Raw genomic sequence first — 23,560 nt, 5'->3', positions numbered from 1 at the left:
TTACCACCGCACCATCTTAAAGCCCTGCAGCACACGCAATATGAGGTACTAAATTATTCATTACTAATTGTTCATTGATTCTGCCACTTAAAAGTGGCCACCTGGCTTGTATACAGGGCTACTACCCTATCATTATAAACAGTAAACGATTTTAATTTTTCATCATTATACCGGGGAATGTAAAAGCTGCCGTAATAGCTTCCATCCTGAACCCGGTACATATCCACTACAGCATTATGATTAAAGATCCACCCTCTTTCATTGTCCGCTTTCAAATTGGAGAGAACGAACAGGTACCCGTTTGCCACCACCGCGTCCTGGGTTACACTGGTTCTGGCTTTGGCGGGCATCAGCCGCTTTTCATTTTCCCACTTTACCCATTGCACTGATATGGGGTTATGCGCCAGGGTATCAATGGTGTGGCCGGTATATAATAAACGCAGGCTTGTATCCATACAATAAAAGGCATTCCGGTACAATTCAATATAAAAAAGTCTTTTTGTTGCGGTATCATATCTTAATAATCCATCCCGGTCAAATCCCCCGTTTTGCTGTGTTGCAAACAGATCGCTCTCCGCTTCAATATGTTTGGTATGAATGTTTATCCGCTGCAGCCGTTGCCGTTGCAGGCTGCTGTCCAACACACGCAATACGATATTGTCCGGCGGCATATATACTCCGCGTGAAAATGTATTGGCAGGCTGGTACAGCGTATCGAATGATTGCTGTTCCCAGTTCCCGCTGTATACAGCGGGAATATTATTAGCGAAAAGAAATGCCCGCGGAGCGTCTGCAACCGTCTCATGGGCTCCCGGTATCTCATGGTGCGCAGGTAATCCAAATGCAAAGGTATCCTGCCGGGTAAGCGTGGTATCAAGCCGGATGAGCCATCCGGGATGAGGTGTCGTAAAATAAATGTCCCCGGATTTTGTACCACAGATACTTTCCAATGCAACTTTCAGCGGCGCCTGCTTTAGTGGCATAAGCGGGTTCACAGTCAGTTTCCGCTTAAAGCCATTCGGCTTTTCATTGGGCAGGCGGGCAGTACTTTTCAATATAAAAAGCACCAGCACAACACCGGCCAGTATGGCTATAATATTTTTAATCATTGCAGTAGTATGAATATGAAAGGCTCGCCCGTCAAAAAAGGCGGGCGAGCGCCCTGTATAGTTTGTTTACCGGGAGCTACTGTTATAGCGTTCCCTTACAAAGTACATTGGGTGTACCGCTAATGATCTTAAGGCAACAGAAGTAGTTTGTTCCTGCACTGCAATCCACCCCTGTGGTTGGGTGGCTTACCGGCGTGCCAAGAATGAAAAGAGGACAGTCTGTAAATTGACCTGTACACCCTGCGGCAGAATTATAGAATATGAGCCCTTCAAAGTTCATAGAACAGTAATCATTGGGGTTGGACGGGTCACACTGAAATGCTCTGGCGGCTTTCTTTTTACTTTTTGGCAGGTCTGCTTTTGTAGCTGCTGTTAGCATGATTCCCAACAGGGCAGCTATCGGCAGCAGGCCGATCTTTAACCGTTTCATGAGGGTAAAGTTTAATGGTTAAGAAATATGGATTAAGAAATATGGGTCAGATCCCTGTATTCCGTGCAGGCCGGGGCACCTGCTTTTGGGCTGATGAGGCATTAATCCTGTCTTGTAATAAAATGGCTATCAGGGCAAGTACGGTAAAGGCTATATTAAATATCAGGTGGTCGTTCCAGGACATGGCAGCCAGCACTCCCCCACAGCTGCAGGGCAGATCATTGGCATCATGTAACATCAGCCATATATATCCGGTGAACAATGCCATGAGGGCAAAAGATAAATAGACGCCCAATAACCGCGTACGTTTGAGGATGATCAGCAATGCTATCATAAGCTCGCCCACCGGGAGCGTCCGTGCTATGAAGGGAGCCAGGTCCTGTAAAAAAGGCGATCGTCCTAATTCAAACCTGAATTTTTCATAATCCAGCAGCTTATTCAACCCGGTATAAACAAACAGTATGATCAATAATGAGCAAATGATTTCCTGTGTAACAGAACGCAGCTTCATAACGCTTGTGCTTTTACATAGGAAAGATAGTAAGAAGAATATTCCAGGTATAAAAAAACGACTATCCCAAATAGACTGTTTATTATCCCAAAATCCCAAAAAAAACTGCAAGCGGGTGAAGCTGAATACATTAATACCCGGAGGCAACATCAACACATTTATTGCGGTATTGCAGCGGTGTGCAATGTTGTGTTTGAACAAACATTCTGATAAAGGTATTTAAGCTCTTATACCCTACTTCATAACCAATGGCCTTCACCAATAATTCATTTTCTTCCAGCAGGAGTTTCGCTTTTTCCATTCTTACCCGCAGCAGGTACTGGTGAGGTGTGCATCCATAAATTTGTTTAAAGACCTGGCGGAGCTTCTTCAGCGTCATTATTTTTCCATCTGCAAATTCTTCAAGATGGATGCCTTTTTTAAAGTCTGTTTCAATTTTTTTGCGCACTTTGTCGCACAGGGTTATGTGAGAGGGTCTCATAGATGGCATACCGGTCAGTTATTACAGGTTCAAACTGGGTTAAGCGTAATGTTATTCTGAGGTTCATTTAAGGTGTTGCTACCTTAAACAATAAGCTTGGCTAAGATAGAAAATTTCCTGCTTACTTTACCCGTCCGTACTTCTTTAAGATCTCCATTACTTTATCCACCGGCAATGCCTCCATGGTATGCCCATCTTTCCCGGTCATGGTTTTTGCTGCAAACAGCGAATTAATGATGGCTTCTTCCGTGGCTTCAATAGCTGCCATAAACAATGGCGACATATAATCATTCTGCAGCGCAGGTACCAGCCGCACCGGGGTGCTGCTCTCATACGGTATCCGCACGGAATCTGCAGTGGAAAAGGCTATCACGTAATCCCCGCTGCCATTACTGGCAATGCCGCCGGTCTTAGCCAGCCCCATAAACGCACGTTTGGCAAGGCGCTGCAGGTTGCGGCTGTCCAGCGGCGCATTGGTGGCTACTACCATCATACAGGAACCATCTACGCGGTTCTTTAATTCATCGTTGAACTCAAATATTCCCAGCTCCTTGCCTACCGGCGCTCCGTCAATCTGCAGCACGCCGCCAAAATTGGTTTGTACCAGCACTCCTACCGTATAGCCGCCCAGGTTAGGCGGCAGCTTACGGGATGCTGTGCCAATGCCGCCCTTGAAACCAAAACAAAGTGTGCCGGTACCAGCGCCCACATTCCCCTCTGCCACCGGGCCGGATTGCGCATTTTGCAGCGCCTGGCGTACATCTGTTTTCTGCACCGGGTGGTTGCGGATATCGTTTAACCAGCTGTCGTTGGTTTCGCCTACCACGGCGTTTACGGATTGCACCTTTTCATTTCCTTTCTGCTGCAGCGTGTATTCAATCACAGCTTCCATGGCAGTAGCTACGTTCAGCGTGTTGGTGAGCACCACTGGTGTTTCCAGGTTACCCAGCTCCATTACCTGCGTGGTGCCGGCCAGCTTGCCAAAGCCATTGCCTACAAAGATGCCGGCCGGTACTTTTTGCTGGAAAATATTTCCCTCATGCGGAATGATGGCCGTAACGCCGGTGCGGATGTTATCTCCTTTTATTAAGGTGCTTTGCCCTACTTTTACGCCCGGTACATCAGTAATTGCGTTCCATTGGCCGGTAGGCAGCACCCCAATGTGAATGCCCCAGTCGCGGGCACGTTTGGTGGTTTGGGCAGTGATGGTTTGTGCTGCAGCTAATAAGAACAGGCTGATGATTGCAGTACGCATGAGTTAAATGTTTTGGGTGAGCAGCACTAAAATAAAGAATCTTAACGCATACACGCTGCTTAAAGGTCGAAAAAGCATTCACCCTGCTCTCCCCATTATTCATTTTCAATGGCCTGCCCGGTTTCTGAGGTCCTAATTCGCTGCATTCCAATTCCTAATTCGTAATTCCCAATTTCCGCCCAAATCCGGTTAATATCCGGCAAAATCCTCCCCTTGCTAAATTGTACATTAGAATATGAAATTCCACCTCCCTCTCGCGCTCCTTTTGCTCACAGGCAGTATACACGCTCAAACCATTACTACCAGCGGCCAGCCCGCACAGCTCAATATTCGCTCCGCAGGCGCGCATAGCATTCGTATTACCTTAAAACCAATCAGCTATAAAGATGCAGCGCCCTATACACCGGCACTGGCTATACGAAAAGAGGCAGCGCCGGAGATCAGCATCAAAGAGCTGCATGGCCCCCTGAAAAAGCGCGTGGGTAATATGCTGGTAAGCATCCGGCCCAAACCGCTTACCGTTACTGTTACCAATAATAAAGGCGAAAAAGTACAGGAGCTAAGCTTCCAGGAAAATGGCAATATTACCTTTCCCATAGATGATCATCCCATATTAGGTATGGGCGAAGGCGGTCCCAAACCTGCTGCCGGGACTAACTGGCGGCAGCTGCCGGTAGAGTTTGACCGCCGCGGACGCCTGCACCAGATGCTGCCCCGCTGGCAGGGCGATGCTTATGGCTCTCGCAACCCTGTACCCCTGCTGGTAGGCACTGGCGGCTGGGCATTATTTGTGGCCAGCCCCTGGGTGCAGGTGGATCTGCAGAACAAGGCGCAGGGCAGCTTTATTCCCACGCCACCTGCCGGCCAGGGTGGCCCGCAAACGCAAACCAACCAGCACCTGAACCAGGGCAAAGGCCTGCCACCGGCCAGCAGTTTTGTGCCAGGCCTGCTGGATGTATTTGTGTTTGATGCGCACGATCCCCTGCAATTTATGCAGGATGTATCCATCCTCACCGGCCCTGCAGCTATGCCGCCTAAGTGGGCATTGGGTTACATGCAGTCCCACCGCACACTGGAAGACGATGCACAAATGACCGGCATTGTAGATACCTTCCGCGCAAAACAGATCCCCCTGGATGCCGTTATTTACCTGGGCACCGGTTTTGCGCCCCGCGGCTGGAACACACCGCAGCCATCCTTTGATTTTAACCCGGAGGTATTTAAACGTACCCCCGCTGCCGTTATAAACGATCTGCATAACAACCACGTAAAAGTAGTGGTGCATATAGTGCCCTGGGACCGGGATAAGCTACCCTCTTTACATGGCAGTATTCCACTCCTGTCCTATGAAAATCCCGATGCCGGGCATATTAATACCTACTGGCAGCAGCACCTAGGATTAATGAACGCAGGTATTGATGCGTTCTGGCCGGATGAAGGCGACTGGTTTAACCTCTTTGAACGTATAAAACGGCACCAGCTTTATTACCAGGGGCCGCTCTCTACCCGGCCCAACGTACGCCCATGGAGCCTGCACCGCAACGGATTTTTAGGTATTGCGCAATGGGGCGGCTGGGTATGGTCCGGTGATACGGAATCATCCTGGAAAACACTGGAAACACAAATTGCAGTAGGCATCAATTACTCATTAAGCCTCTCGCCTTTCTGGGGTTCGGATATCGGCGGTTTTTATCCTAATGAAGAGCTAACCGGTGAATTATACGCACGCTGGTTCCAGTTCGGCGCGTTCTGCGCTTCCTTCCGCTCACACGGAAAAACCTGGTGGACGCGGCTCCCCTGGGGCTGGGGCCTGCACGAAATGGGACCTATTGAAGCAAAGAACAATCCGCTGCCATCGGAGCTGAACAACCCGGCCATTGAGCCGGTGGTGAAAAAATATGATGAGCTGCGTTACCAGCTGTTATCCTACAACTATACCCTGGCCTGGCAGGCGCGTACTACCGGCCTGCCGCTGATGCGCGCCCTGTGGCTGCATTACCCGCAGGATGAACAGGCCACAGCTTTGGGTAACCAATACCTCTGGGGCCGCGATCTGCTGGTGGCGCCGGTATTTCAAAAGGGCGCCACCACACGGGAAGTATACTTGCCCGCAGGTACCTGGTACGATTGGTGGACCAACACCCCGGCTACCGGCCATCAAACCATTACCCGCAAGGTGGATCTTTCCATTATGCCCATTTATGTACGTGCAGGCGCCATTATCCCCCTGGATCCTGTTCGCCAGTACACCGGGCAGCCAACAGATACGCCGCTAACGATCCGCATTTACCGCGGCGCTAACGGCGATTATACCCTGTATGAAGATGATGGCATTAGCCAGGCCTACCTGAAGGGCGCTGCTACCCTCACCCATTTCAGCTGGAACAATGAGGCGAAAAAGCTTAGCATAAACACCCTCCGCAGCTCCACTAATCAACCTGCCAAACGTATGTTCAACATAGTGTTACTGCCGGAGGGTGACTCATTGCAGGTAAAGTATACAGGCGTGCCCGTTAGCTTCACCTTCTAGCCGGGGTTATGGATGCGGCGCCTCTTCATACGTACAATGGGTACGGTAGGCAGGGTAATGCCCTGCGCGGGCATGGCCAAAGCGGAAGAAGAGTATGTTGCTGGATATAAATAATATAATGGCCAGTATAACGGCAATTTTTGTAAACACCCTTAACCGCGGATGTTTTGAAAAAGATCCAAACACATGCCCTATAATAAATACCATGCAGGCCACAAACAACACCCGCAGTAAAATGATCAATCCAAAAAACATGGCTGTAAGTTTTAAGTAATTAAATAATGTTGCTGTAACAAAGCTAACACGCTGCCAGCCATGCGTTTGCGTATAAGAGATCAAAGCGTAAAATGTGTCTACCAAAAAGGGAATTACTTACATTTGAGGGCTATGAAGAAACTGGGATATGATTTCTATAACCGGGAGGATGTGCTTACCATTGCACAGGAGCTGCTGGGTAAAGTACTGGTTACTAAGTTCAATGGCGCTGTTACCAGCGGCCGCATTGTGGAAACAGAAGCCTACCAGGGCGTTACAGACCGGGCTTCCCACGCTTACGGCGGGCGCCGCACTAACAGAACGGAGATCATGTTCGGCAAAGCAGGCACTGCATACGTGTACCTGTGTTATGGCATTCACCACCTGTTTAATGTAGTTACCAATAAAGAAAATACACCGCACGCTATATTGATCAGGGCCATTGCGCCGCTGAATGGCATACCGCATATGCTGGCGCGTACCGGCCGTACCAAAGCGGATTATACACTGGGTAAAGGCCCCGGCAATGTATCAAAAGCATTAGGCATTAATACCCAGCATACCGGCACCAGCCTCACGGGCAAAGAGTTATACATAGCGGATGATGATTTTATTGTATCACCATCCGCTATAGGTATCACTAAAAGAATTGGAGTAGATTATGCCGGTGAAGATGCTTTGCTGCCTTACCGTTTTATACTAAAAGACAGCCCTTATGTAAGCGGCCGTAAGATCAGGAGTTAAGTACGCCTTTCAGCTTTTCATTTTTATTACGCAGGTCAATCCCCCCTTCCAGCAAGGATTTCAGGTTCACCAGGTAAAACAGCCAGCCGCCCTGGCAGCCAATATGAAAATCCACTTTACCCTTTTCATCTGTAGGAATATGATCCTGCACTAATTCTATCAGTGTTTCGCCTTCTACATCCTTTAAGCTCACAGTAACGGTGCCGGCTATACCAAAAGTGAATTGAAAGTGGTCCTTCCCGTTGGCGGCCAGCACTTTACCAGTTTCAGTAGTATCATCGCTATAGCCAAACCAGCGCCAGGTATAGGTATCGCCTGTGGTAATGGCCTGCTGTTTATCTTTGGGTATGCCGCCTTCACCAACAAAATCGGCCTGCCGTAGAAACCAGCTTTCCAGCCCTGCCGGTGTGGTCCAGGCGTTGTAAATGTCTTGCGGATTAGCTTTGATGGGTAGCTTTAACGAGAATTTACTCCAGTCATGTGGTTGCATACGTTCTCAGTTTATAGGTTAATGAATTGATGCAGCTATAGTACTTGTCCCTGCTGAAGATCAGCGGTTATGGTTCCTGTTACAGTACGTGAAATTTACACCTAAAATTTAATTTGATGTTGAAAAATACAGGCTTGATTAAAATAAGCGGGTTTTATGGCGCAAAAAGAATGTAAAATGTAAAATCTTAAATGCGAAATGTAAAAGTGGAATACGGCGAAGTCTGGCCTAAACCTTACCCGCTGCATTCCACTTTTAATTTTTACTTTTTAACTTTTAATTTACAGCCCGTACTGCACCGTGGCGTAATACATACCGCCAATAGAGGGCCCTCCTAAAAAGGAATAGTAATAATGGTTCAGTAAGTTGCTGGCGCCCAGCTTGATCTTTGAATTTATTTTATCGAATGTATAGCTTACCTGCGCGTCTAATGTGTTGTACGACGGTGTTTGCCCGTTCACCAGGAACGATTGCCATAAGAAGCTGCTCTGCCATTTCCAGCTAACGCCAGCGCCTATATGTTTTATAATCTCCTCTTTGGATATCATAGCGTTAACTGTCCATTCCGGTGTATTAAAACCATCTTCCAGCCCGTCTTCATTGGCCGACTTGCGCAGCTTTGCATACGAAGTATTTGCATGCAGCCGGTATCCGCCCGTGTTATAGGTTACACCTAAGCTGGCACCATAATTATATACTTTAGTTTGTGAATTGGTCCACATACGGTATTGATTCTGTTGTGATTTGTTATACAACGCAAACGGTATAGAATCTGCATATTGTGTTTTAGGCACATTCATATTGGCCTGTGCAATAAAGGAACGGTAGTTGTTAAAGTACAGGTCAGCATCTACAAACAGGCGCCCTTTGAGGAACAGGCCTTTATAGCCGCCTTCAACAGACCGTACATGTTCCGGTTTAATATAGGTATAAGGGTTTTTCTTTAACAACCCCTGGTTCTTTTCAATAGCTGCCTGCTGCGATAAACCGTTGGTATTAATATCATTCAGCACGGCTGCCTGAAATGCGGTGATAGATGATTGCAGCCATGCATTTTCAAAGATCCCCTGCGACATAGCCGGGAGCCCTCCTACCCTTTTTACGCCGCCGCTGTTCACATTGGAATAGGCTTCAAATATGCTGGGGTAGCGGTATCCGCTCTGGAACGATACCCGGAAGTTTTGCGTGCGCAGGGGCGAAAACACAGCTGTAAAACGCGGACTCCAGGCCAGGTCAAAGTAATCGTTCTTATCCGCACGCAAAATAGCACCCAGCTTTAACCGCTCCTTTAACAGTGATTTGGTAACTGACAGGAAACCACCGGTTTTGCTGTAATGAATATTCGTATAATCTTTACCGTGAACCGGGTTAATAAAGTAATTACCATCCGGAACAATAATATAAGTACGGTGATCGGCGCCGGCCAGCAGTTCCAGCCCGGCCTTTTCCCGCAGCTCCGGGATCCATTCATTCAAATGCACCTGCCCTTCTGCCTGTATAAAGCTGGCCTTTACTTTTAAAGCAGCGCCGGTATCCCAGTTATTCACCTGCTGTAATTTTTCCAGCACACTGTTAAACGCAGGCGTGCCGGGCATATAGCGCCCTGCATCTGCTGCGGTCCTGGCCTGCTGGTGCGCCTGCGCTACCATCATCCCATCCTGCGATGCTTTGTTAAAAGCCGTGGTATAATCTGCATACCAGGCATTATCCGGTTTATAGTTACGGTCAATGTTTTCTGCCATGGAGCGCAGGTTGTAAGAGTTACCGGTGTTCTCATTATTCAGGTAAGCCCTTAGCTGCAGGCCCCTGGATTCATATTGTATGCCATGCTGCTGTATAAAATAATCCTGCAGGCGAAAACGGTTAGCGCGCTGGTACACATTGTTCAGCAGCGCCATATGAAAAGTATAGCTCAAAGTAGCATCCGGTCTTATCTTATAATAGATGCCTGCATCTCCTTTTATGTTCTGCAGGCCATAATCCACCACCTCTTTTTCATCGTACCCCGTGCGGGCTACCACGTAGTTCTTTCCCAGCAGGGAAATAGTTTTGCGGTCAGATGATTCATTGCCGTAGCTGCTCACCGGGTCCTTTGCCGGGTTATTGGCGCCGGTTAATCCCGTACTGGCGTTCGCGTTACCATTCAACTCCATATGGTCATTGGCTATCCAATCATACCCGCGGGTGTAGGTACCATTCAGCTTAAAGGCCCACCTGGGTGAAATAACATGCGCCCAGCGCAGGCTGGTTTCTGAGAAAAGTTTGGCCTTGCTGTCAGGATCGCTGATATGGGTAACCGCTGTTTTTTGCTGTACGCTTACCCCGGCAGATGTGAACGGATCTTTGGTAGTAATATTGGCAAGGCCATTCACCGTATTCATGCCATAGAGCGCAGAAGCCACGCCCGGCACTATTTCCACGTTATCAACATCCAGGTCGGATGGGCCTAAGGCATTGGCTATGGGACCGCCGATATGCGGGGACTGTACATCCATCCCATCTACCAGCTGCGCAAAACGTACATTGGTGGTGTTGGCAAAACCACGGGCATTCAATACTTTAAATCCCATGCTGGGAGTGATCAGCTGCACGCCCTGCACATTTTCCAGCGCATCAAAAAAAGAAGGCGCCGGTGTAGCTTTAAAATAAACGGCGCCCACTTTTTGCACGCTTACCGGCGATGAAAGAATGCTTTCCCGCAGGCGGGATGCTGATACCGTTACTTCCGATAAAATACGCACTGTAGTATCCTTACGGGTTGTATCTGAGCTCATATTTGAAAGCTGGCGGGCCTGCGCGCTGAGGGATAACATGCATAAAAAAAAGCTGGTAAAGGTCCTGTACATAGTAATAATTTAGCGCTATGTTTTTCAATATATAACGATGGTTAAAAAAAGTCCTGTAATAACAGAGCGTTACTACAGGATTATTTTAAATGACTGCTCTCCTGTTCCAGGAACTGGCGGAACCTTTCCCTTAGCTGGCGGTGGTAGGCTATCATCTGCCGGGCTTCTTCCGAAATAGAAGAGCCTCCCCCCTTTTCACCGCCCGTACTGGTTACCACAAACGGGCGAACACCCATGCTGTTCAGGTTATTAATAAGATCCCAGGCTTTTTTGTAAGACATGCCCATGGCTTTAGCCGCCTGCTTAATGGAACCTGTTTCGGCAATACGTTCCAGCAGCTCCACCGGGCCGGGGCCGAAAAAGCGTTTGCCCCCGGACTCCAGCCAAAGGCTGCCATTCACATCAAAAGTGCCCTCTTTTAAAAGGTTGCGGATCGGTTCTTCCATGTGCTTACGTAAACGGGTACACGATTAATTATATAAAAGGCAGCTACCGTTTTATACAGCGTCTGTTTGTTGTAACAAATATAAAACACCGGAAGCATATTAAATGGTAACTGCCTTTTCCTTTTTAAAGATCAGCTATTTATCAGGCAGGAAAGCGCCTTTATCGATCCACATTTTAAACTGCCGCGCAAACTCTGCATGGCTCAGTGGTGGCAGGGTACGGCCATCGCCGGGGTTCCAGCCGCCTAATACCAGTGAATCGGATGTTACATGCGCTATCAGCTGTGCTTTGGTCTTGTGCCCGTTCTGTTCCGGGTCCAGCAGCTGGGCTGCCAGCTCGCGCGGTGATTTACCCTGGAACACCATTTTCATATCTGCCGGCGGTAAATGCCATTTAGGATTACCCGGCGGCATATGCAGGCCCGGCGTGTTCTTAGGCTGGTGGCAGTTGGAGCATTTGAGTGCGTACAGGCCTTTACCATCATGCCCGCGCTGCACGTTCATAGTATGCACATGGCTGTCATCGCCCTGCAGGGGCGCCTCCCCTGAGGGATGGCAGTTCATACAACGCGGGTGCATTAGTACGCTGTAAGCAGCCAGGAAGGCTTTTTTAGAGCCGGTGCTGTCCTTGGCTGTTCCATCCGTATCAGTGTGGCGCGTGGTACGGGCAGTATTAAAGGATAAAGCCATTACCGATACCGCGGTTACTGTTAATAATGAATATATGAGCTGTTTTGTTGTTGCCATAATTTTACTACGCTTTGAGGTTGATGTTGCAGAAAGGCAGGTCCCGCATGCGTTTGCCGGTAGCGGCAAAAACTGCGTTGGCAATGGCCGGCGCTACCGGCGGTACGCCGGGCTCCCCTGCCCCACCCATTTTTTCAGTACTGTTCACGATGTGCACTTCAATTTCCAGCGGCGTTTCATGCATGCGCGCAATGCGGTAATCATGAAAATTACTTTGCTGCACCTTGCCTTTATCCAGCGTAATTGCGCCGTACATAGCAGTAGAAATGCCAAAGTTGATGCCGCTTTCCATTTGAGCAACCACGCCATCCGGGTTCACGGCCAGGCCGCAGTCAATGGCGCATACAAAACGATGCACCTTAATAACGCCCTGTTCATCAACAGAAACTTCTGCCACATCTGCCACGTAGCTCTTAAAAGATTCATGCACAGCTACACCCCTGAAACGGCCGGGAGGTAAAGGTTTGCCCCAGCCGGCTTTTTCAGCGGCCAGGTTCAGCGCCGCCAGGTGGCGGGGATGGTCTTTCAGCAATGCCCGCCGGTACTCCACCGGGTCTTTACCTGCTGCATGCGCCAGCTCATCTATCATACCTTCCATGGCAGTAGCCGTATGCGTATGGCCTACGGAACGGTACCACAGCACCGGCAGCTCCAGCTTGGGTGAATGCAGCCCTATATAATGGTCCGGGATGGAGCTCAGGTAAGGTGAATCACTTACCCCTTCCACAGAAGCTTCGTCAATATTATTTTTCATACCGGCGGCAAAAGGGGTGCCTGCCATAATAGACTGCCCTGCCAGCACATGCTCCCAGGCGATGGGATTACCCTGCGCATCAATACCTGCGCGGATCTTATGCACAAATGAAGGGCGGTAATAACCACCGTGAATATCATCTTCACGCGTCCATACCATTTTAATAAATTCACCGCTGGCTTTGGCTATATGCACTGCTTCCGATACAAAGTCTGATTGAAAGTTGGCCCTGCGGCCAAAACCACCGCCCAGGAAAACGGTGTGTACATTTACCTGCTCCGGCTTAAAGCCCAGTATTTTGGCAGCAACGGTCTGGTCGTTGCCCGGCATTTGGGTGCCGGTCCATATTTCACATTTATTGTCGGCTATTTTTACCGTAACATTCTGCGGCTCCATGGGCGTGTGCGCCAGGTACGGAAAGGTGTACTCTGCTTCCAGCACTTTGGCCGCTTTGCTTAAGGCACTGGTTACATCGCCTTTTTCTGCAGCTTTATCGCCACGGGTGGTTACCAGCTTTTTAAACTCCGCCAGCTGCGCTACACTGTCAATGTTCACATTGGGGCCATTCTCCCACTCTACTTTTAAAGCGGCGCGGCCTTTTTTGGCGGCCCAGAAGTTGTCTGCTATTACAGCTACACCCGTGGGTATCTGCACTACTTTTCGTACGCCCGGCACCGTACGGGCCTTAGTGGCATCAAACGACTTTACCTTACTGCCATATACCGGCGGGTGCGCCACTACAGCGGTAAGTAAGCCGGGGAAGCGCATATCCATCCCGAATTGGGCGGTACCATTCACTTTTGCGGGCGAATCCAGGCGTTTTACGCCTTTGCCAATATACTTCCATTCACCGGGGCTGCGCAGGCTTACCGGTTCTGTAAGGGGCGGCAGTGAAGCGGCTATACCGGCCAGCTCTCCGTAGGTGGCGCGTTTGTTACCGGCTATTACCTCGCCATTCTCTGTACGGCAATCTGCCGGGCTTACGCCAAATTTCTGCGCCGCTGCCTGTACCAGTAAGGTACGGGCTGTGGCGCCGGCCTGCCGGTAACGGTCAAACTCAGACCAGGTGGTGCTGGAGCCACCGGTGATCTGCAGGCCGTACACCGTATGCACATATGGTTGCCCGGGCGGGCTATGTAATACTTTTACTTTTTGCCAGTCGGCATCCAGCTCTTCTGCAATGAGCATGGATAAGGTGGTCCAGATACCCTGGCCCATTTCCACATGCGCCAGTACGATCTGTATACTACCGTCAGCGCCTATACTAAGATAAGCGTTGGGGGCAAATACGGCCGCTGCTGCGTCTTCCGCGGCAGGCATGCCCATGGCGGCTAAGCGTTTGGCGCCGGGTACCACAAAAGATATAATTAAGCTGCCGCTAAGCATGGCGCCGGTTTTCAGAAAACCCCGGCGGCTGGTGTTCAGTACATCCTGTGTCATTTGTTACCTCCCTCCTTTTGTAATTCGGCTGCGCGGTGAATGGCTTTGCGGATGCGCGGATAAGTGCCGCAACGGCAAATATTACCGCTCATGGCATTATCAATATCTGTATCAGTGGGTTGCGGATTTTCCCGCAGCAGCACTGCTGCAGACATGATCTGTCCTGACTGGCAGTAACCGCATTGCGGTACATCTTCCTCGATCCATGCGCGTTGCAGGGGGTGATCACTGTTGGGCGAAAGGCCCTCAATGGTTACTACTTCCTGACCGGCAGCTCTTGACAACAGCGTTACACAGGAGCGTACCGCTTCCCCGTTGAGGTGCACGGTACAGGCGCCACACTGCGCCATGCCGCAGCCAAATTTGGTTCCGGTAAGCCCTACTATGTCGCGTAAAGCCCATAGCAATGGCATATCCGGACTGGCATCAATAGAGTGCTCCTGATGGTTAATGGTTAATTTAATCATAGTACAGACTTTGCTTTCCTTAAAAAGATTTGACCTGAAATGTGTGCTTTCCTTATCATGAACACACATAGGCTAAAGATAGTTCAGTAATCAGATCAGCAATTATAAAATTCAAACCAAAAATTACAAATTTCAAATATTGCATTCCCGCTGTAACCTTTGACAGGCAATTATTTGCCCCCTATCGTTATATCTTAAAAGAAACATCGCTTATAATATTCACCTGATTGATCCGGTTTTTCATTACCTTTAATACCATCACCCCATTAACTCCATACATTTACAACCACCTGCTACCGGATATTTCCCTGCTGTAAGATTCGTTACCCCTCATTTTCCATTTTATTAAACCCCTTTTTATGCAAAAGAGTCATTATTCCTTATGCCTTACCATGCTGGTAACCCTGTCATTATTATTTACAGCCTGCAGAAAGAATCCTTTACCCCCTCCCGGTTATGCCAATAGCCAGATCCGGCAGATACAAATGGACAACGAAGATTCCGCCCTGTTCCAGTACAATGCGCTGGGCAACCCACTAAGCGTTACCAAGGGTATGGTGAGCACTGGCAATCCCAATTATTTTTTCCGTTATGATGCGCAGCACCGTTTATCAGATTATTATGGCGCATATAGTGGTGGCCTGGTCTTTGAGTTCTGGCATCGCTATGTTTATGACAGCAATAATCACATTGTAACGGATACTATGTACCTGTTTGGGCTGGTAGGCGATAATGGCCCCCTGCCCGATCCGCGGGCGCCCGCACCGTATGATCAGCTGTATGTGGGCAACATTTCCACTTACCAGTATGACGCGCAGCACAGGATCATCCGCGCCACGGATACTTATGGATCCAACCCGTTTGGCCCGATACATTCAAGCCGTTACATTTATGGACCCAATGGCAACCTTGCTGTTGTCCGCACCTATGATCCCTACACGTCAGACAGTACAGATCTTAACCTGGGTGGCTATGACAATAAGATCAACCTGCACCGCACCCACCCCATCTGGCAGTTCCTGGACCGGAACTTTAGCCTTAATAATCAGGAAAATGTAGTAACGGCCTATAACGCCAAAGGGCTGCCGCTCACTATTCAGGCATCCGGTGGGGAAATAAGCAGTGGCTTTATTTCAATCCATTATTCCAACACCTTGCAGATCACTTATCAACCCTGCAGGTGATGAATGTAAAATCTTGAATGCTTAACCGGCGAAGGAGGTTCATAGAGACCATTGAGAAGACTTCATGAACGAGATAAACGTAAAAGTGGAATGCAGCGAAGGTTGGCCAAGACCCATCCGCTGCATTCCACTTTTAATTTTTACTTTTTAATTTTTTACTTTACTCCACCCGCTTAGCGGTAATATCCCGCCCATTCTGATGCAGCACCAGCTGATCCACCACACCCTGCTCATTTTTCATGAATGAAATACGCGCATCTACCACCTTCATAAAAAACTCCGCCGGGGCCGATGGAAATATTTCAAAACGGGCCTGTCCTGTAAGCTGCTCATAAATATGATCTCCCTCCGTGGAAATGGCCATAACAACGTTAGGCGCCAGCTCGTATTTACCGGTGTACAAACGGTAAGCGGCGGTATCCGGCGTGATGGCTGCAAGCGTTTTAGCCGCCGGCTGTGACAGTGAATGCGTTGGTTTTGCCGGCGGAGTATAAGGTTTGTTATACAAAATGGCCAGTATGTTCTTTGCAATATCCCTTAGCGGGGCGCCGCCGGTATTGTTCAGCAATACTACCAGGTCTTTGCTATCCGGAATGCGTACTATCAGGGTGTTAAAACCATTAATGCCGCCGTCGTGAGAAATGCTGCTCAGGGTATCTTTTGTATTTCCAATACTAAAAGGCTGGCGCATCCAGCCGCAGGCATACCCTTTCAGGAAAGGCGTAAAGTAGGTTGTTTTACCTGCAGCGCTTAACAGCTGGTTGGTATACAAGGCCTGGTCCCACAGGTACAGATCTTCCACCGTGGAGTACATAGCGCCTGCAGCATAAGGCAGGTCCATATCTAAATAAGAAGCGTTTATTAAGCTGTCGCCATTACGCTCATAACCAGCCGCGCGTTTCTTAATAATAGGCGCTGCCTTATCATAACCGGTATTAAGCATATGCAACGGCGTAAAAATGCGCTCCTGTAATACACTGGCATAGGATTGCCCTGTAACTTCCTCAATAATAGCTCCCAGCACAAAATAGCCGGAGTTGGAATATTTATAATCAGTGCCTGGCGTAAACTCCAGCGGCAGCTCTGAAAAGAAGGGTATAAATTCTTTAGGGGTAGATGGGTTTCGTGCAAAGCGGCTAAAAAAATCAGGCCGGGCCGTGTAATTGGGAATACCGGAAGTATGCGTAAGCAGGTTGTAGATAGTAACCCTTTCACCATTGGCTTTGGGATAATAAGGCAGGTAATCGGAGATATGACCATCCAGCTTTAGCTTACCTTGCTCTGCCAGCTGTAGTATAAGCATGGCCGTGAACTGTTTGGTAATAGAGCCCAGGCGGAAACGTGTATCCGGCGTGTTGCGGATCTCCCACTCAAAATTGGCGTAGCCAACACCGTTCTTAAAGATCACCTTACCATCTTTGGCTACCAGGGCAGTTCCGTTAAACAGCTTGTATCTATTATACTCGTCCAGCAGCTGCCGGATCTTTTCGGCAGGACTTTTTACGGCAGGACTTTGGGCACAGGATGCAAATGTAAAACACAGTAAAAAGAAGAAGGTGGTTATACTTTTGGGTAAACGCATAGGGAAACAGTTTAGTATCATAAATATACAGGTACAAGCGGCCCTGTCCAAAAATGGCTGCCTGATAATTTGTAATTTACGCGCATGACAATGCCCAACATTAAAAAACTGCTGGTGTATATGGCCAAATGTGTGGCCGGCGTGCTGCTGGTATTTTTGTTAGCTCATCTTATCAACTACAAGGATTATATCTGGTGCCTGATCTCTGTAATGCTGGTGCTGTCGCCGGATGGTACAGATGCCGTGGCCCTGGCCATGAGCCGTATTAAGGCCAACCTGGTAGGCGCCGCTGCAGGGCTGATCATGCTCATCGTACATCCATCAACGATAGTAATGGTAAGCGGGGCCATTGCCATTACGGCAGCTGCCTGCGCTTTCCTGGAGCTGGAAGCCTCTGCCCGCTCCGCCCTGGCAGCCGCCATTATTGTAACGCTGCACGAAGCAGGTTTACATGTATGGGATACGGCCCTGGAAAGGATCATAGCTGTGCTGGCCGGCTGTGTGCTGGGTTTAGTGATCACCTTCGTATTCCACTCCCGTTTTACCCGCCATTCCGCAGAAGGCCCCCCGCCCCAGCAGGAAGCCTGAACTGCAGTGTAATTTCTGATTAATTAAGTATCTTGTTTGCCTTTCAATACTAACGTATCACTTTTTACAGGTTATGACAATCAACAAGCTTACCTTCTGCCTGGCAGTCCTGCTGGCAACCAACCAATCATTTACCCGGGCTCAAACCGCTCCTGCCAGCAATTACGATCAGCACAAAGCATTTGACCCGCTTTTTTACACACAGAACGGCAATGAGTTCCGCAGCGCGGGCGGCGCACCCGGGCCTAAATACTGGCAAAACCGGTCGGACTATGCTATTAATGTAACGCTGGATACAGCGCAGCACCGCCTTAGCGGGTCGGTACAGATCACCTACACCAACAACAGCCCGGATACATTATCATTTGTATGGCTGCAGCTGGACCAGAACGTGTACCGGGAAGATTCCCGCGGGGAAGCAGCCTCCCAGTACAGCGGCGGGCGTTTTGTGAACCGCAGCTTTACCCAGGGCGATGAGATCAGCAGCGTAAGCATCGTGCAAAATGGCAAAACACAGGCCGCCAGCTACCGGGTGAATGATACCCGTATGAAAATACAGCTGCCCGCTGCCCTGAAAGGCAATGGCGGCACCGTACAGTTCCGCATCAACTATGCTTTTACCATACCGCAATACGGCACGGACCGTATGGGCCGTTTGCAAACACGTAACGGATGGATATACGAAATTGCCCAATGGTACCCGCGTATGTGTGTGTATGACGATGTGCTGGGCTGGAACACCCTCCCTTACTTAGGGGCCGGTGAGTTTTACCTGGACTATGGCAATATTGAATATAGTGTAACTGCCCCTGCTGATATGGTAGTAGCCGGCTCCGGGGAGCTGATGAATGCCGCCCAGGTATTAACACCTGAGCAAAGCAGCCGCCTGGCCAAAGCACGTACCAGCGATCAAACCGTGACTATTAAGGACAGCACCGCCGTTATATCCCCCACGGATAAACGTAAAGGCAACCTTACCTGGCGCTTTTCCTGCAAAAATACCCGTGATGTAGCCTGGGCCGCTTCCCGCGCCTTTATATGGGATGCTGCCCGCATTAACCTGCCGGGTGGTAAAAAAGCGCTGGCACAGTCGGTATACCCGGCAGAAGTAGCATCTACCAAGGCCTGGGGCCGCTCCACAGAATATGTGAAAGGCTGTATTGAGCTGTATTCCAATAAATGGTTCTCCTTCAGCTATCCCGTAGCTACCAATGTAGCCGGTATTGTAGGTGGCATGGAATACCCTGGCATTGTGTTCTGTTCCGCGAAGGCCACCGGCGCCGGCTTATGGGGCGTAACAGATCATGAGTTCGGGCATAACTGGTTTCCCATGATCGTGGGTTCCAACGAGCGTAAATACGCCTGGATGGATGAAGGTTTTAATACCTTCATTAATGGTATAAATACCAAAGCTTTTAATAACGGGGAATATTACCGCCCGGCAGATATCAGCAAAACCGGCCCCGGTATGTTTGGCGCCAATGCAGAAGCGCTTACAACCATCCCGGATGTGATCCAGAACAGCCAGTTAGGTAATGTAGCCTATTTTAAACCAGGGCTGGGACTAAAATTACTGCGCGAGCAGGTATTGGGACCAGAACGTTTTGATGAAGCTTTCCGCACCTATGTGCACCGCTGGGCATTTAAACACCCCACCCCCTGGGACTTTTTCCGCACCATGGATAACGTATCGGGCGAAGACCTGAGCTGGTTCTGGCGCGGCTGGTTCCTGAACACCTGGAAGCTGGATCAATCCGTAAAAGAAGTGAAGTACAAGGAGAATGATCCCGCAAAAGGCGCGCTGGTAACTATAGAAAACCTGGAGCAGCTGGTAATGCCCGTGGAAGTAGCCATACAAACAGCTGATGGAAAGGCCGATACAGTAAAGCTGCCGGTAGAGATCTGGCAGCGCGGCGGCACCTGGACTTTTCTGTACCCTTCCACCACTACTTTAAGCCAGGTAACCATAGATCCGCAGGGTGCCCTGCCGGATGTGAACCGGGCTAACAACAGTTGGAAAGTAAAAAATTAAAAAGCAAAAAGTAAAATGGGAAGCAGCGCGTGTAAGTAAGTGTGCTACACCATCTTGCTTTTCAGGAGATTTAAATACAAAAAGCAAAAAGTAAAATAGCGGTAAAACACCTAATTAAGTGTATTCCATTATTTTACTTTTTGCTTTTTACTTTTAATTTTTGACAAAAGTCAAAGTACCACCACAGTAGCAGACCATAAAAAGTAAAGTCGCAGGCAGGGAACCTTTGTTTCACTTTGCTTTTCTTACTGAAATTTAAAATGCAAACGTAAAAAGGTAAAGCACTTACTAACCGCGCTCCATCATTTTACTTTTGTTACAGGCTTAAATGCAAAAAGTAAAATAACGTGTAAAGCATCCAACACACTGTACTCCATTATTTTACTTTTTACTTTTTTACTTTTTACTTTATTGGAATTTAAATACTCCAAGGATAAATATCAGCAGCAAGATCAGGAACTGCCCGATGTGAAAAATACCGATCCGCTTTTTCAATGCAGTATATTGCAGCATATCTGTAACCGTGGGCTGGTTAAACAGCAGGGATTGCAATTTTTTTACGCCAGGCGCACCTACCAGTGTGATATTCAGGACCATCAGCACAATAAGGCCCATCTTAAACTCAAACCAGAATTGTTTGGTTACGCCAAACTGGTAAGCCCTTAACAGCATAAAACCACTCGCAAACAATAACAAACCGCCTATACGCAGGAACCAATCGTATGCGGAAGATACTTTAAATACCACGGTAGCCTTTTGATTTTCACCCGGCAGGTATCCCCAAAGCTGCCGTAACGTAATAAAATGCCCCAGCGTACCGCCGGATATGAGAGCTATACCAATAATGTGCAGGACCAGGCCTGAAGAAAACAGATTCATATATATATGGTTTTAGAATGAGCAAACAGCTATTGCACCATCTTACAGATAGTTTTATCTTATAGACAGTTCTCCCGGAAAATTTGTGACGGCAACAGGGAACAGTTACCGATAGCCGGCTAGCCATTGTGTATGGCTGGTTAGGCCTAAAGTGCAGGTAAAACAGATAAATTACTACATAACCGCAGTATTATGCACAAATATAATACAACCTCGTTGTAAATACAACAATTCTGGAATAATTTTCGCTAAATTGCTCTTGATCCGTAGTAACATGAATAGAACTGTTGAATTAGTAACGACCTGGGGGGCTTATGAAGAAAAACATCCCGGCTGCAGCATAGAAGACTTTTGCCGCTATTACCTGCTGCAGCAAAAGCAGCAGGCGCCGGTAAATACCAGCAAGCTTACAGGCGGGCAGCAGCCCCCTACCCCGGAAGCCATGCTGATGAAGGTAATGGGCCGCATTATGCGCCTGCATGAGCTGTACTCCCGTATTTCCCTGGGCGATGCAGGCCTTGGCCAGTTTGAGGAGTTTGCCCTGATGCATGGAGTAAAGCAGCGTAAAGATCCCCGCAAGTCAGAGGTGATCTATGCTACTATTTACGAGCTTTCCACAGGTTCAGATCTGCTGAACCGGCTGCGGGAAAAGGGATACATTATGGAGGTCCCCGACGCTGCCGACCGCCGCTCCAAACGTGTGAAGATCACCGCTAAAGGCGAAAAAATATTGCAGCATGCCTATAAACGTATGGGGCAGCTGGTAAAGATGCTGCTGCGTGATATGGATGAAGAGGAAGTATTATTATGCACCCAGCTGCTGCAGAATGTAGAAATAAAGTTCTCTGAACGCTGGCCGGAAGACAAAGGCCGTTCTTTTGACGAGATCTATACCAGTGTGATGAGTGAAGAATGAATAATTAATAATAATGGATGCCGGTTATTCACTTGAAATACAAGCGCTGCGATTATTAATTATTCATTCTTCATTATTAATTCATTTGAAGTATTCACTAAAATAGGTTGCCGGCTTCAAATTCAGCCACTCCTGCCGGTTAGCGGCAAACTCCTCATACGTGAGCGCCTCAATCTGAGCCGGGGTAAAAGACAGCGGGTTTTCCGGCGTGCCCCTGGTTACAATGCCCAGGCCATGGTCCGCATCCAGCACAAATACATTAATGTCTTTGCGCAGGCTTCTTAAATGAATAACGCTTTTCCACACATCCCCGTTCCAGAAGCCCTGGCATTTATTGGCATCCCACTCCGCCCAGGTATAACCGGCTTCTTTGGTTTGCGGGTTACAGTCATGCATAATGATCACCCCATTGCCGGCAAGCCGGTCCAGGCAATTCTCCACATCCCGTAAGGCATAGGCGTATTCATGCATGCCATCTACCAAACAAATATCCAGCAATGTGTTTTGCAGGGTTTTATCTGCTTTTTCTGCAAAAAAGCGGTCGCTTTCCATGCGAAAGTAGCTGGCATTAAAATTTGCAGGGTACTGGATGGCTTTGAAGAACTGTTTAAGGGCGCCAAATTTCAGAAAGGGGTCCACAGCTATTTTGCGGCCAGCCTTGATCGGGAAGAAGTTTTTGCCGGATTCAACGCCTATTTCCAGGTAGGTTTTAAAACCATATTTGTCAATAAGCGCCTGTGTAATAATGCTTCTGTTTGTTGTCATAAGTGGATTGTCAGGGCAGCAAAATAAGTTATTTCCCATTAATAAAAAGACCCCGGCAAGAATGCCAGGGTCGTTGTACTCGTCTATAATGCTTAATATTCAAGACCTAAAAAAAATAAACTGCTTGCCATCTTATCTCTTTACAGCAGGCGATCCTATACACCGGCTGCCTTATATCATTCAGGTAGATCGCGCTTCCTGCAAATAACAATATGGTTGAGAAATGCATCATATCTTTTGGGTAGCATCCGGTTCATCAGCTTACACAAGAGATTGAGCACTAAAAAGGTGCAGAACGAAACTACTTTCTTTATTGGCCTGGCAAAGTTCAGCTTAGAGAGCACATAGCTGTCCAGGTAAGACATGAACATTTGCATCTGGGCCTGTATTGAAGTCCCCAGCTTTTCATAATACAGGATCTCAAACCCTTTTCGTTCCAGTAACATCTTCAGGCCATAAGAGGTGTAGCGGCTGCAATCATTGGGCACTTCGTGCTCAGCTATAATGAACGGACAGGTAGCCAGCATTACCGCCCCGGGCTTCATTACCCGGTGTAATTCATCCAGTATTTCTTCCGGGTTAAATACATGCTCAAACACCTCTGTGCTCAGAACGCTATCAAAGTGATCCGATGCGACCGGAATAGTTTTACCATCATAAAACACATCAATTTGTTCATTCGCATGACTATGCCCCTGCCCTTCATAATCCACCCCAATATATTCATCCACCCTGATCAGACTTTTATAGGGTTTGCTGCCACAACCGAAATCCAGCATACGGCCATGTAAAACCCCAAAATGCTTCCTTAGATTAGAGATCAATAACGTTCTTGCGATATAAACCGACTGGCCCATTGAAGGGTAAAAGTCTTTACTAACTGCTTTTAAGGATAGGGATAATTCAGGTCCTGAATATAAGCCCGCTGGTAACGCCAATGTTGGCGGGGCTGTAGTTTTTGTCATTGTTCCGGTATAGGGAACTCTCTGGTTACGCCCGCTGGCCGGCTGCCCCACTTGGCAGGATTCCGCGGCACAGTCAGGGCTGACTATCGCATCCATATTGTACTCTTCCATAATGCTTAATATTCAAGACCTGAAAATAAACTA

Annotated in this window: 22 protein-coding genes; 6 read left to right on the top strand and 16 right to left on the bottom strand. The window is 48.4% G+C overall.

What is annotated here, in order from left to right:
* Nucleotides 1-71: 71 nt before the first annotated feature.
* The 5 genes from BMZ54_RS12345 to BMZ54_RS12325 all read right to left on the bottom strand — a co-directional run bounded on the left by BMZ54_RS12345 (nt 72) and on the right by BMZ54_RS12325 (nt 3,786).
* Nucleotides 72-1,109 (bottom strand): hypothetical protein, encoded by a 1,038-nt coding sequence (locus BMZ54_RS12345; protein ID WP_089911336.1) that lies wholly within the window; start codon nt 1,107-1,109, stop codon nt 72-74.
* A gap of 82 nt (nt 1,110-1,191) precedes the next feature.
* Complete coding sequence (locus BMZ54_RS12340) at nt 1,192-1,539, bottom strand: hypothetical protein (protein WP_089911334.1); 348 nt, start codon at nt 1,537-1,539, stop codon at nt 1,192-1,194.
* Nucleotides 1,540-1,585: 46 nt separating this feature from the next.
* Entirely contained in the window at nt 1,586-2,050 is a 465-nt protein-coding gene (locus tag BMZ54_RS12335; RefSeq protein WP_202909214.1) for a MauE/DoxX family redox-associated membrane protein, read from the bottom strand.
* Between the two features lie 130 nt (nt 2,051-2,180).
* Nucleotides 2,181-2,540 carry a helix-turn-helix domain-containing protein gene (locus BMZ54_RS12330; RefSeq protein ID WP_089911331.1) on the bottom strand — a complete coding sequence of 120 codons (360 nt, stop codon included), beginning with the start codon at nt 2,538-2,540 and terminating at the stop codon, nt 2,181-2,183.
* 112 nt (nt 2,541-2,652) lie between these two features.
* Entirely contained in the window at nt 2,653-3,786 is a 1,134-nt protein-coding gene (locus BMZ54_RS12325) for a DmpA family aminopeptidase (RefSeq protein WP_089911329.1), read from the bottom strand.
* Between the two features lie 235 nt (nt 3,787-4,021).
* Between BMZ54_RS12325 and BMZ54_RS12320 the strand changes: the two genes are divergently transcribed.
* Nucleotides 4,022-6,316: a glycoside hydrolase family 31 protein gene (locus tag BMZ54_RS12320; RefSeq protein ID WP_089911326.1), complete on the top strand. Its 2,295-nt coding sequence runs from the start codon at nt 4,022-4,024 to the stop codon at nt 6,314-6,316.
* 6 nt (nt 6,317-6,322) lie between these two features.
* On the opposite strand, the gene BMZ54_RS12315 is transcribed toward BMZ54_RS12320, so the two are convergent.
* Nucleotides 6,323-6,571, bottom strand: coding sequence for a hypothetical protein (locus BMZ54_RS12315; RefSeq protein ID WP_143080985.1), 249 nt, complete (start codon nt 6,569-6,571; stop codon nt 6,323-6,325).
* A 132-nt stretch (nt 6,572-6,703) separates the two neighbouring features.
* Between BMZ54_RS12315 and BMZ54_RS12310 the strand changes: the two genes are divergently transcribed.
* Nucleotides 6,704-7,315 carry a DNA-3-methyladenine glycosylase gene (locus BMZ54_RS12310; protein ID WP_089911320.1) on the top strand — a complete coding sequence of 204 codons (612 nt, stop codon included), beginning with the start codon at nt 6,704-6,706 and terminating at the stop codon, nt 7,313-7,315.
* Here BMZ54_RS12310 and BMZ54_RS12305 read toward each other — a convergent pair.
* The 6 genes from BMZ54_RS12305 to BMZ54_RS12280 form a co-directional block, all read right to left on the bottom strand.
* Nucleotides 7,305-7,805 carry an SRPBCC family protein gene (locus tag BMZ54_RS12305; protein ID WP_089911317.1) on the bottom strand — a complete coding sequence of 167 codons (501 nt, stop codon included), beginning with the start codon at nt 7,803-7,805 and terminating at the stop codon, nt 7,305-7,307. The genes BMZ54_RS12310 and BMZ54_RS12305 overlap by 11 nt on opposite strands.
* A gap of 281 nt (nt 7,806-8,086) precedes the next feature.
* The gene (locus BMZ54_RS12300; protein ID WP_238386564.1) at nt 8,087-10,651 is read right to left on the bottom strand and encodes a TonB-dependent receptor; all 2,565 of its coding nucleotides are present in this window, start codon (nt 10,649-10,651) and stop codon (nt 8,087-8,089) included.
* An 80-nt stretch (nt 10,652-10,731) separates the two neighbouring features.
* A complete protein-coding gene (locus BMZ54_RS12295) occupies nt 10,732-11,097 on the bottom strand; it encodes a winged helix-turn-helix domain-containing protein (RefSeq protein WP_089911314.1) in 366 nt (121 codons plus the stop codon).
* A 135-nt stretch (nt 11,098-11,232) separates the two neighbouring features.
* A complete protein-coding gene (locus tag BMZ54_RS12290; RefSeq protein ID WP_089911312.1) occupies nt 11,233-11,844 on the bottom strand; it encodes a hypothetical protein in 612 nt (203 codons plus the stop codon).
* 7 nt (nt 11,845-11,851) lie between these two features.
* A complete protein-coding gene (locus BMZ54_RS12285) occupies nt 11,852-14,038 on the bottom strand; it encodes a xanthine dehydrogenase family protein molybdopterin-binding subunit (RefSeq protein WP_089911309.1) in 2,187 nt (728 codons plus the stop codon).
* Nucleotides 14,035-14,505 (bottom strand): (2Fe-2S)-binding protein, encoded by a 471-nt coding sequence (locus BMZ54_RS12280; protein ID WP_089911306.1) that lies wholly within the window; start codon nt 14,503-14,505, stop codon nt 14,035-14,037. The genes BMZ54_RS12285 and BMZ54_RS12280 overlap by 4 nt, the downstream gene beginning before the upstream one ends.
* A 359-nt stretch (nt 14,506-14,864) precedes the next feature.
* Between BMZ54_RS12280 and BMZ54_RS12275 the strand changes: the two genes are divergently transcribed.
* Nucleotides 14,865-15,689, top strand: coding sequence for a hypothetical protein (locus tag BMZ54_RS12275; RefSeq protein ID WP_143080984.1), 825 nt, complete (start codon nt 14,865-14,867; stop codon nt 15,687-15,689).
* A gap of 160 nt (nt 15,690-15,849) precedes the next feature.
* Here the strand turns inward: BMZ54_RS12275 and BMZ54_RS12270 are convergent, their stop codons facing one another.
* Entirely contained in the window at nt 15,850-17,271 is a 1,422-nt protein-coding gene (locus tag BMZ54_RS12270; protein WP_089911302.1) for a serine hydrolase, read from the bottom strand.
* Between the two features lie 84 nt (nt 17,272-17,355).
* Here BMZ54_RS12270 and BMZ54_RS12265 point away from each other — a divergent pair, with 84 nt between their 5' ends.
* Together BMZ54_RS12265 and BMZ54_RS12260 are read left to right on the top strand one after the other, a co-directional pair.
* The gene (locus tag BMZ54_RS12265; protein WP_089911301.1) at nt 17,356-17,859 is read left to right on the top strand and encodes an FUSC family protein; all 504 of its coding nucleotides are present in this window, start codon (nt 17,356-17,358) and stop codon (nt 17,857-17,859) included.
* A 73-nt stretch (nt 17,860-17,932) separates the two neighbouring features.
* A complete protein-coding gene (locus tag BMZ54_RS12260; protein WP_089911298.1) occupies nt 17,933-19,891 on the top strand; it encodes a M1 family metallopeptidase in 1,959 nt (652 codons plus the stop codon).
* Nucleotides 19,892-20,299: 408 nt separating this feature from the next.
* On the opposite strand, the gene BMZ54_RS12255 is transcribed toward BMZ54_RS12260, so the two are convergent.
* Entirely contained in the window at nt 20,300-20,770 is a 471-nt protein-coding gene (locus tag BMZ54_RS12255) for a DUF2269 family protein (protein WP_089911295.1), read from the bottom strand.
* Between the two features lie 274 nt (nt 20,771-21,044).
* Here BMZ54_RS12255 and BMZ54_RS12250 point away from each other — a divergent pair, with 274 nt between their 5' ends.
* Nucleotides 21,045-21,686 carry a MarR family winged helix-turn-helix transcriptional regulator gene (locus BMZ54_RS12250; RefSeq protein ID WP_089911293.1) on the top strand — a complete coding sequence of 214 codons (642 nt, stop codon included), beginning with the start codon at nt 21,045-21,047 and terminating at the stop codon, nt 21,684-21,686.
* Between the two features lie 81 nt (nt 21,687-21,767).
* On the opposite strand, the gene BMZ54_RS12245 is transcribed toward BMZ54_RS12250, so the two are convergent.
* Both BMZ54_RS12245 and BMZ54_RS12240 read right to left on the bottom strand, forming a co-directional pair.
* The gene (locus BMZ54_RS12245; protein WP_089911290.1) at nt 21,768-22,451 is read right to left on the bottom strand and encodes a class I SAM-dependent methyltransferase; all 684 of its coding nucleotides are present in this window, start codon (nt 22,449-22,451) and stop codon (nt 21,768-21,770) included.
* Between the two features lie 176 nt (nt 22,452-22,627).
* Entirely contained in the window at nt 22,628-23,527 is a 900-nt protein-coding gene (locus BMZ54_RS12240; protein ID WP_089911288.1) for a class I SAM-dependent methyltransferase, read from the bottom strand.
* Nucleotides 23,528-23,560 lie beyond the last annotated feature (33 nt).

This window comes from Chitinophaga rupis (genome assembly GCF_900109685.1).
GTDB classification, from domain to species: domain Bacteria; phylum Bacteroidota; class Bacteroidia; order Chitinophagales; family Chitinophagaceae; genus Chitinophaga; species Chitinophaga rupis.
This window is presented reverse-complemented; position numbering and strand designations above follow the sequence as displayed.

Excerpts from the sequence above, each read along its gene's own strand:
- BMZ54_RS12345 (WP_089911336.1), bottom strand. The coding sequence starts at position 1,109 with ATGATTAAAAATATTATAGCCATACTGGCCGGTGTTGTGCTGGTGCTT.
- BMZ54_RS12340 (WP_089911334.1), bottom strand. The coding sequence starts at position 1,539 with ATGAAACGGTTAAAGATCGGCCTGCTGCCGATAGCTGCCCTGTTGGGA.
- BMZ54_RS12335 (WP_202909214.1), bottom strand. The coding sequence starts at position 2,050 with ATGAAGCTGCGTTCTGTTACACAGGAAATCATTTGCTCATTATTGATC.
- BMZ54_RS12330 (WP_089911331.1), bottom strand. The coding sequence starts at position 2,540 with ATGCCATCTATGAGACCCTCTCACATAACCCTGTGCGACAAAGTGCGC.
- BMZ54_RS12325 (WP_089911329.1), bottom strand. The coding sequence starts at position 3,786 with ATGCGTACTGCAATCATCAGCCTGTTCTTATTAGCTGCAGCACAAACC.
- BMZ54_RS12320 (WP_089911326.1), top strand. The coding sequence starts at position 4,022 with ATGAAATTCCACCTCCCTCTCGCGCTCCTTTTGCTCACAGGCAGTATA.
- BMZ54_RS12315 (WP_143080985.1), bottom strand. The coding sequence starts at position 6,571 with ATGTTTTTTGGATTGATCATTTTACTGCGGGTGTTGTTTGTGGCCTGC.
- BMZ54_RS12310 (WP_089911320.1), top strand. The coding sequence starts at position 6,704 with ATGAAGAAACTGGGATATGATTTCTATAACCGGGAGGATGTGCTTACC.
- BMZ54_RS12305 (WP_089911317.1), bottom strand. The coding sequence starts at position 7,805 with ATGCAACCACATGACTGGAGTAAATTCTCGTTAAAGCTACCCATCAAA.
- BMZ54_RS12300 (WP_238386564.1), bottom strand. The coding sequence starts at position 10,651 with ATGTACAGGACCTTTACCAGCTTTTTTTTATGCATGTTATCCCTCAGC.
- BMZ54_RS12295 (WP_089911314.1), bottom strand. The coding sequence starts at position 11,097 with ATGGAAGAACCGATCCGCAACCTTTTAAAAGAGGGCACTTTTGATGTG.
- BMZ54_RS12290 (WP_089911312.1), bottom strand. The coding sequence starts at position 11,844 with ATGGCAACAACAAAACAGCTCATATATTCATTATTAACAGTAACCGCG.
- BMZ54_RS12285 (WP_089911309.1), bottom strand. The coding sequence starts at position 14,038 with ATGACACAGGATGTACTGAACACCAGCCGCCGGGGTTTTCTGAAAACC.
- BMZ54_RS12280 (WP_089911306.1), bottom strand. The coding sequence starts at position 14,505 with ATGATTAAATTAACCATTAACCATCAGGAGCACTCTATTGATGCCAGT.
- BMZ54_RS12275 (WP_143080984.1), top strand. The coding sequence starts at position 14,865 with ATGCAAAAGAGTCATTATTCCTTATGCCTTACCATGCTGGTAACCCTG.
- BMZ54_RS12270 (WP_089911302.1), bottom strand. The coding sequence starts at position 17,271 with ATGCGTTTACCCAAAAGTATAACCACCTTCTTCTTTTTACTGTGTTTT.
- BMZ54_RS12265 (WP_089911301.1), top strand. The coding sequence starts at position 17,356 with ATGACAATGCCCAACATTAAAAAACTGCTGGTGTATATGGCCAAATGT.
- BMZ54_RS12260 (WP_089911298.1), top strand. The coding sequence starts at position 17,933 with ATGACAATCAACAAGCTTACCTTCTGCCTGGCAGTCCTGCTGGCAACC.
- BMZ54_RS12255 (WP_089911295.1), bottom strand. The coding sequence starts at position 20,770 with ATGAATCTGTTTTCTTCAGGCCTGGTCCTGCACATTATTGGTATAGCT.
- BMZ54_RS12250 (WP_089911293.1), top strand. The coding sequence starts at position 21,045 with ATGAATAGAACTGTTGAATTAGTAACGACCTGGGGGGCTTATGAAGAA.
- BMZ54_RS12245 (WP_089911290.1), bottom strand. The coding sequence starts at position 22,451 with ATGACAACAAACAGAAGCATTATTACACAGGCGCTTATTGACAAATAT.
- BMZ54_RS12240 (WP_089911288.1), bottom strand. The coding sequence starts at position 23,527 with ATGGAAGAGTACAATATGGATGCGATAGTCAGCCCTGACTGTGCCGCG.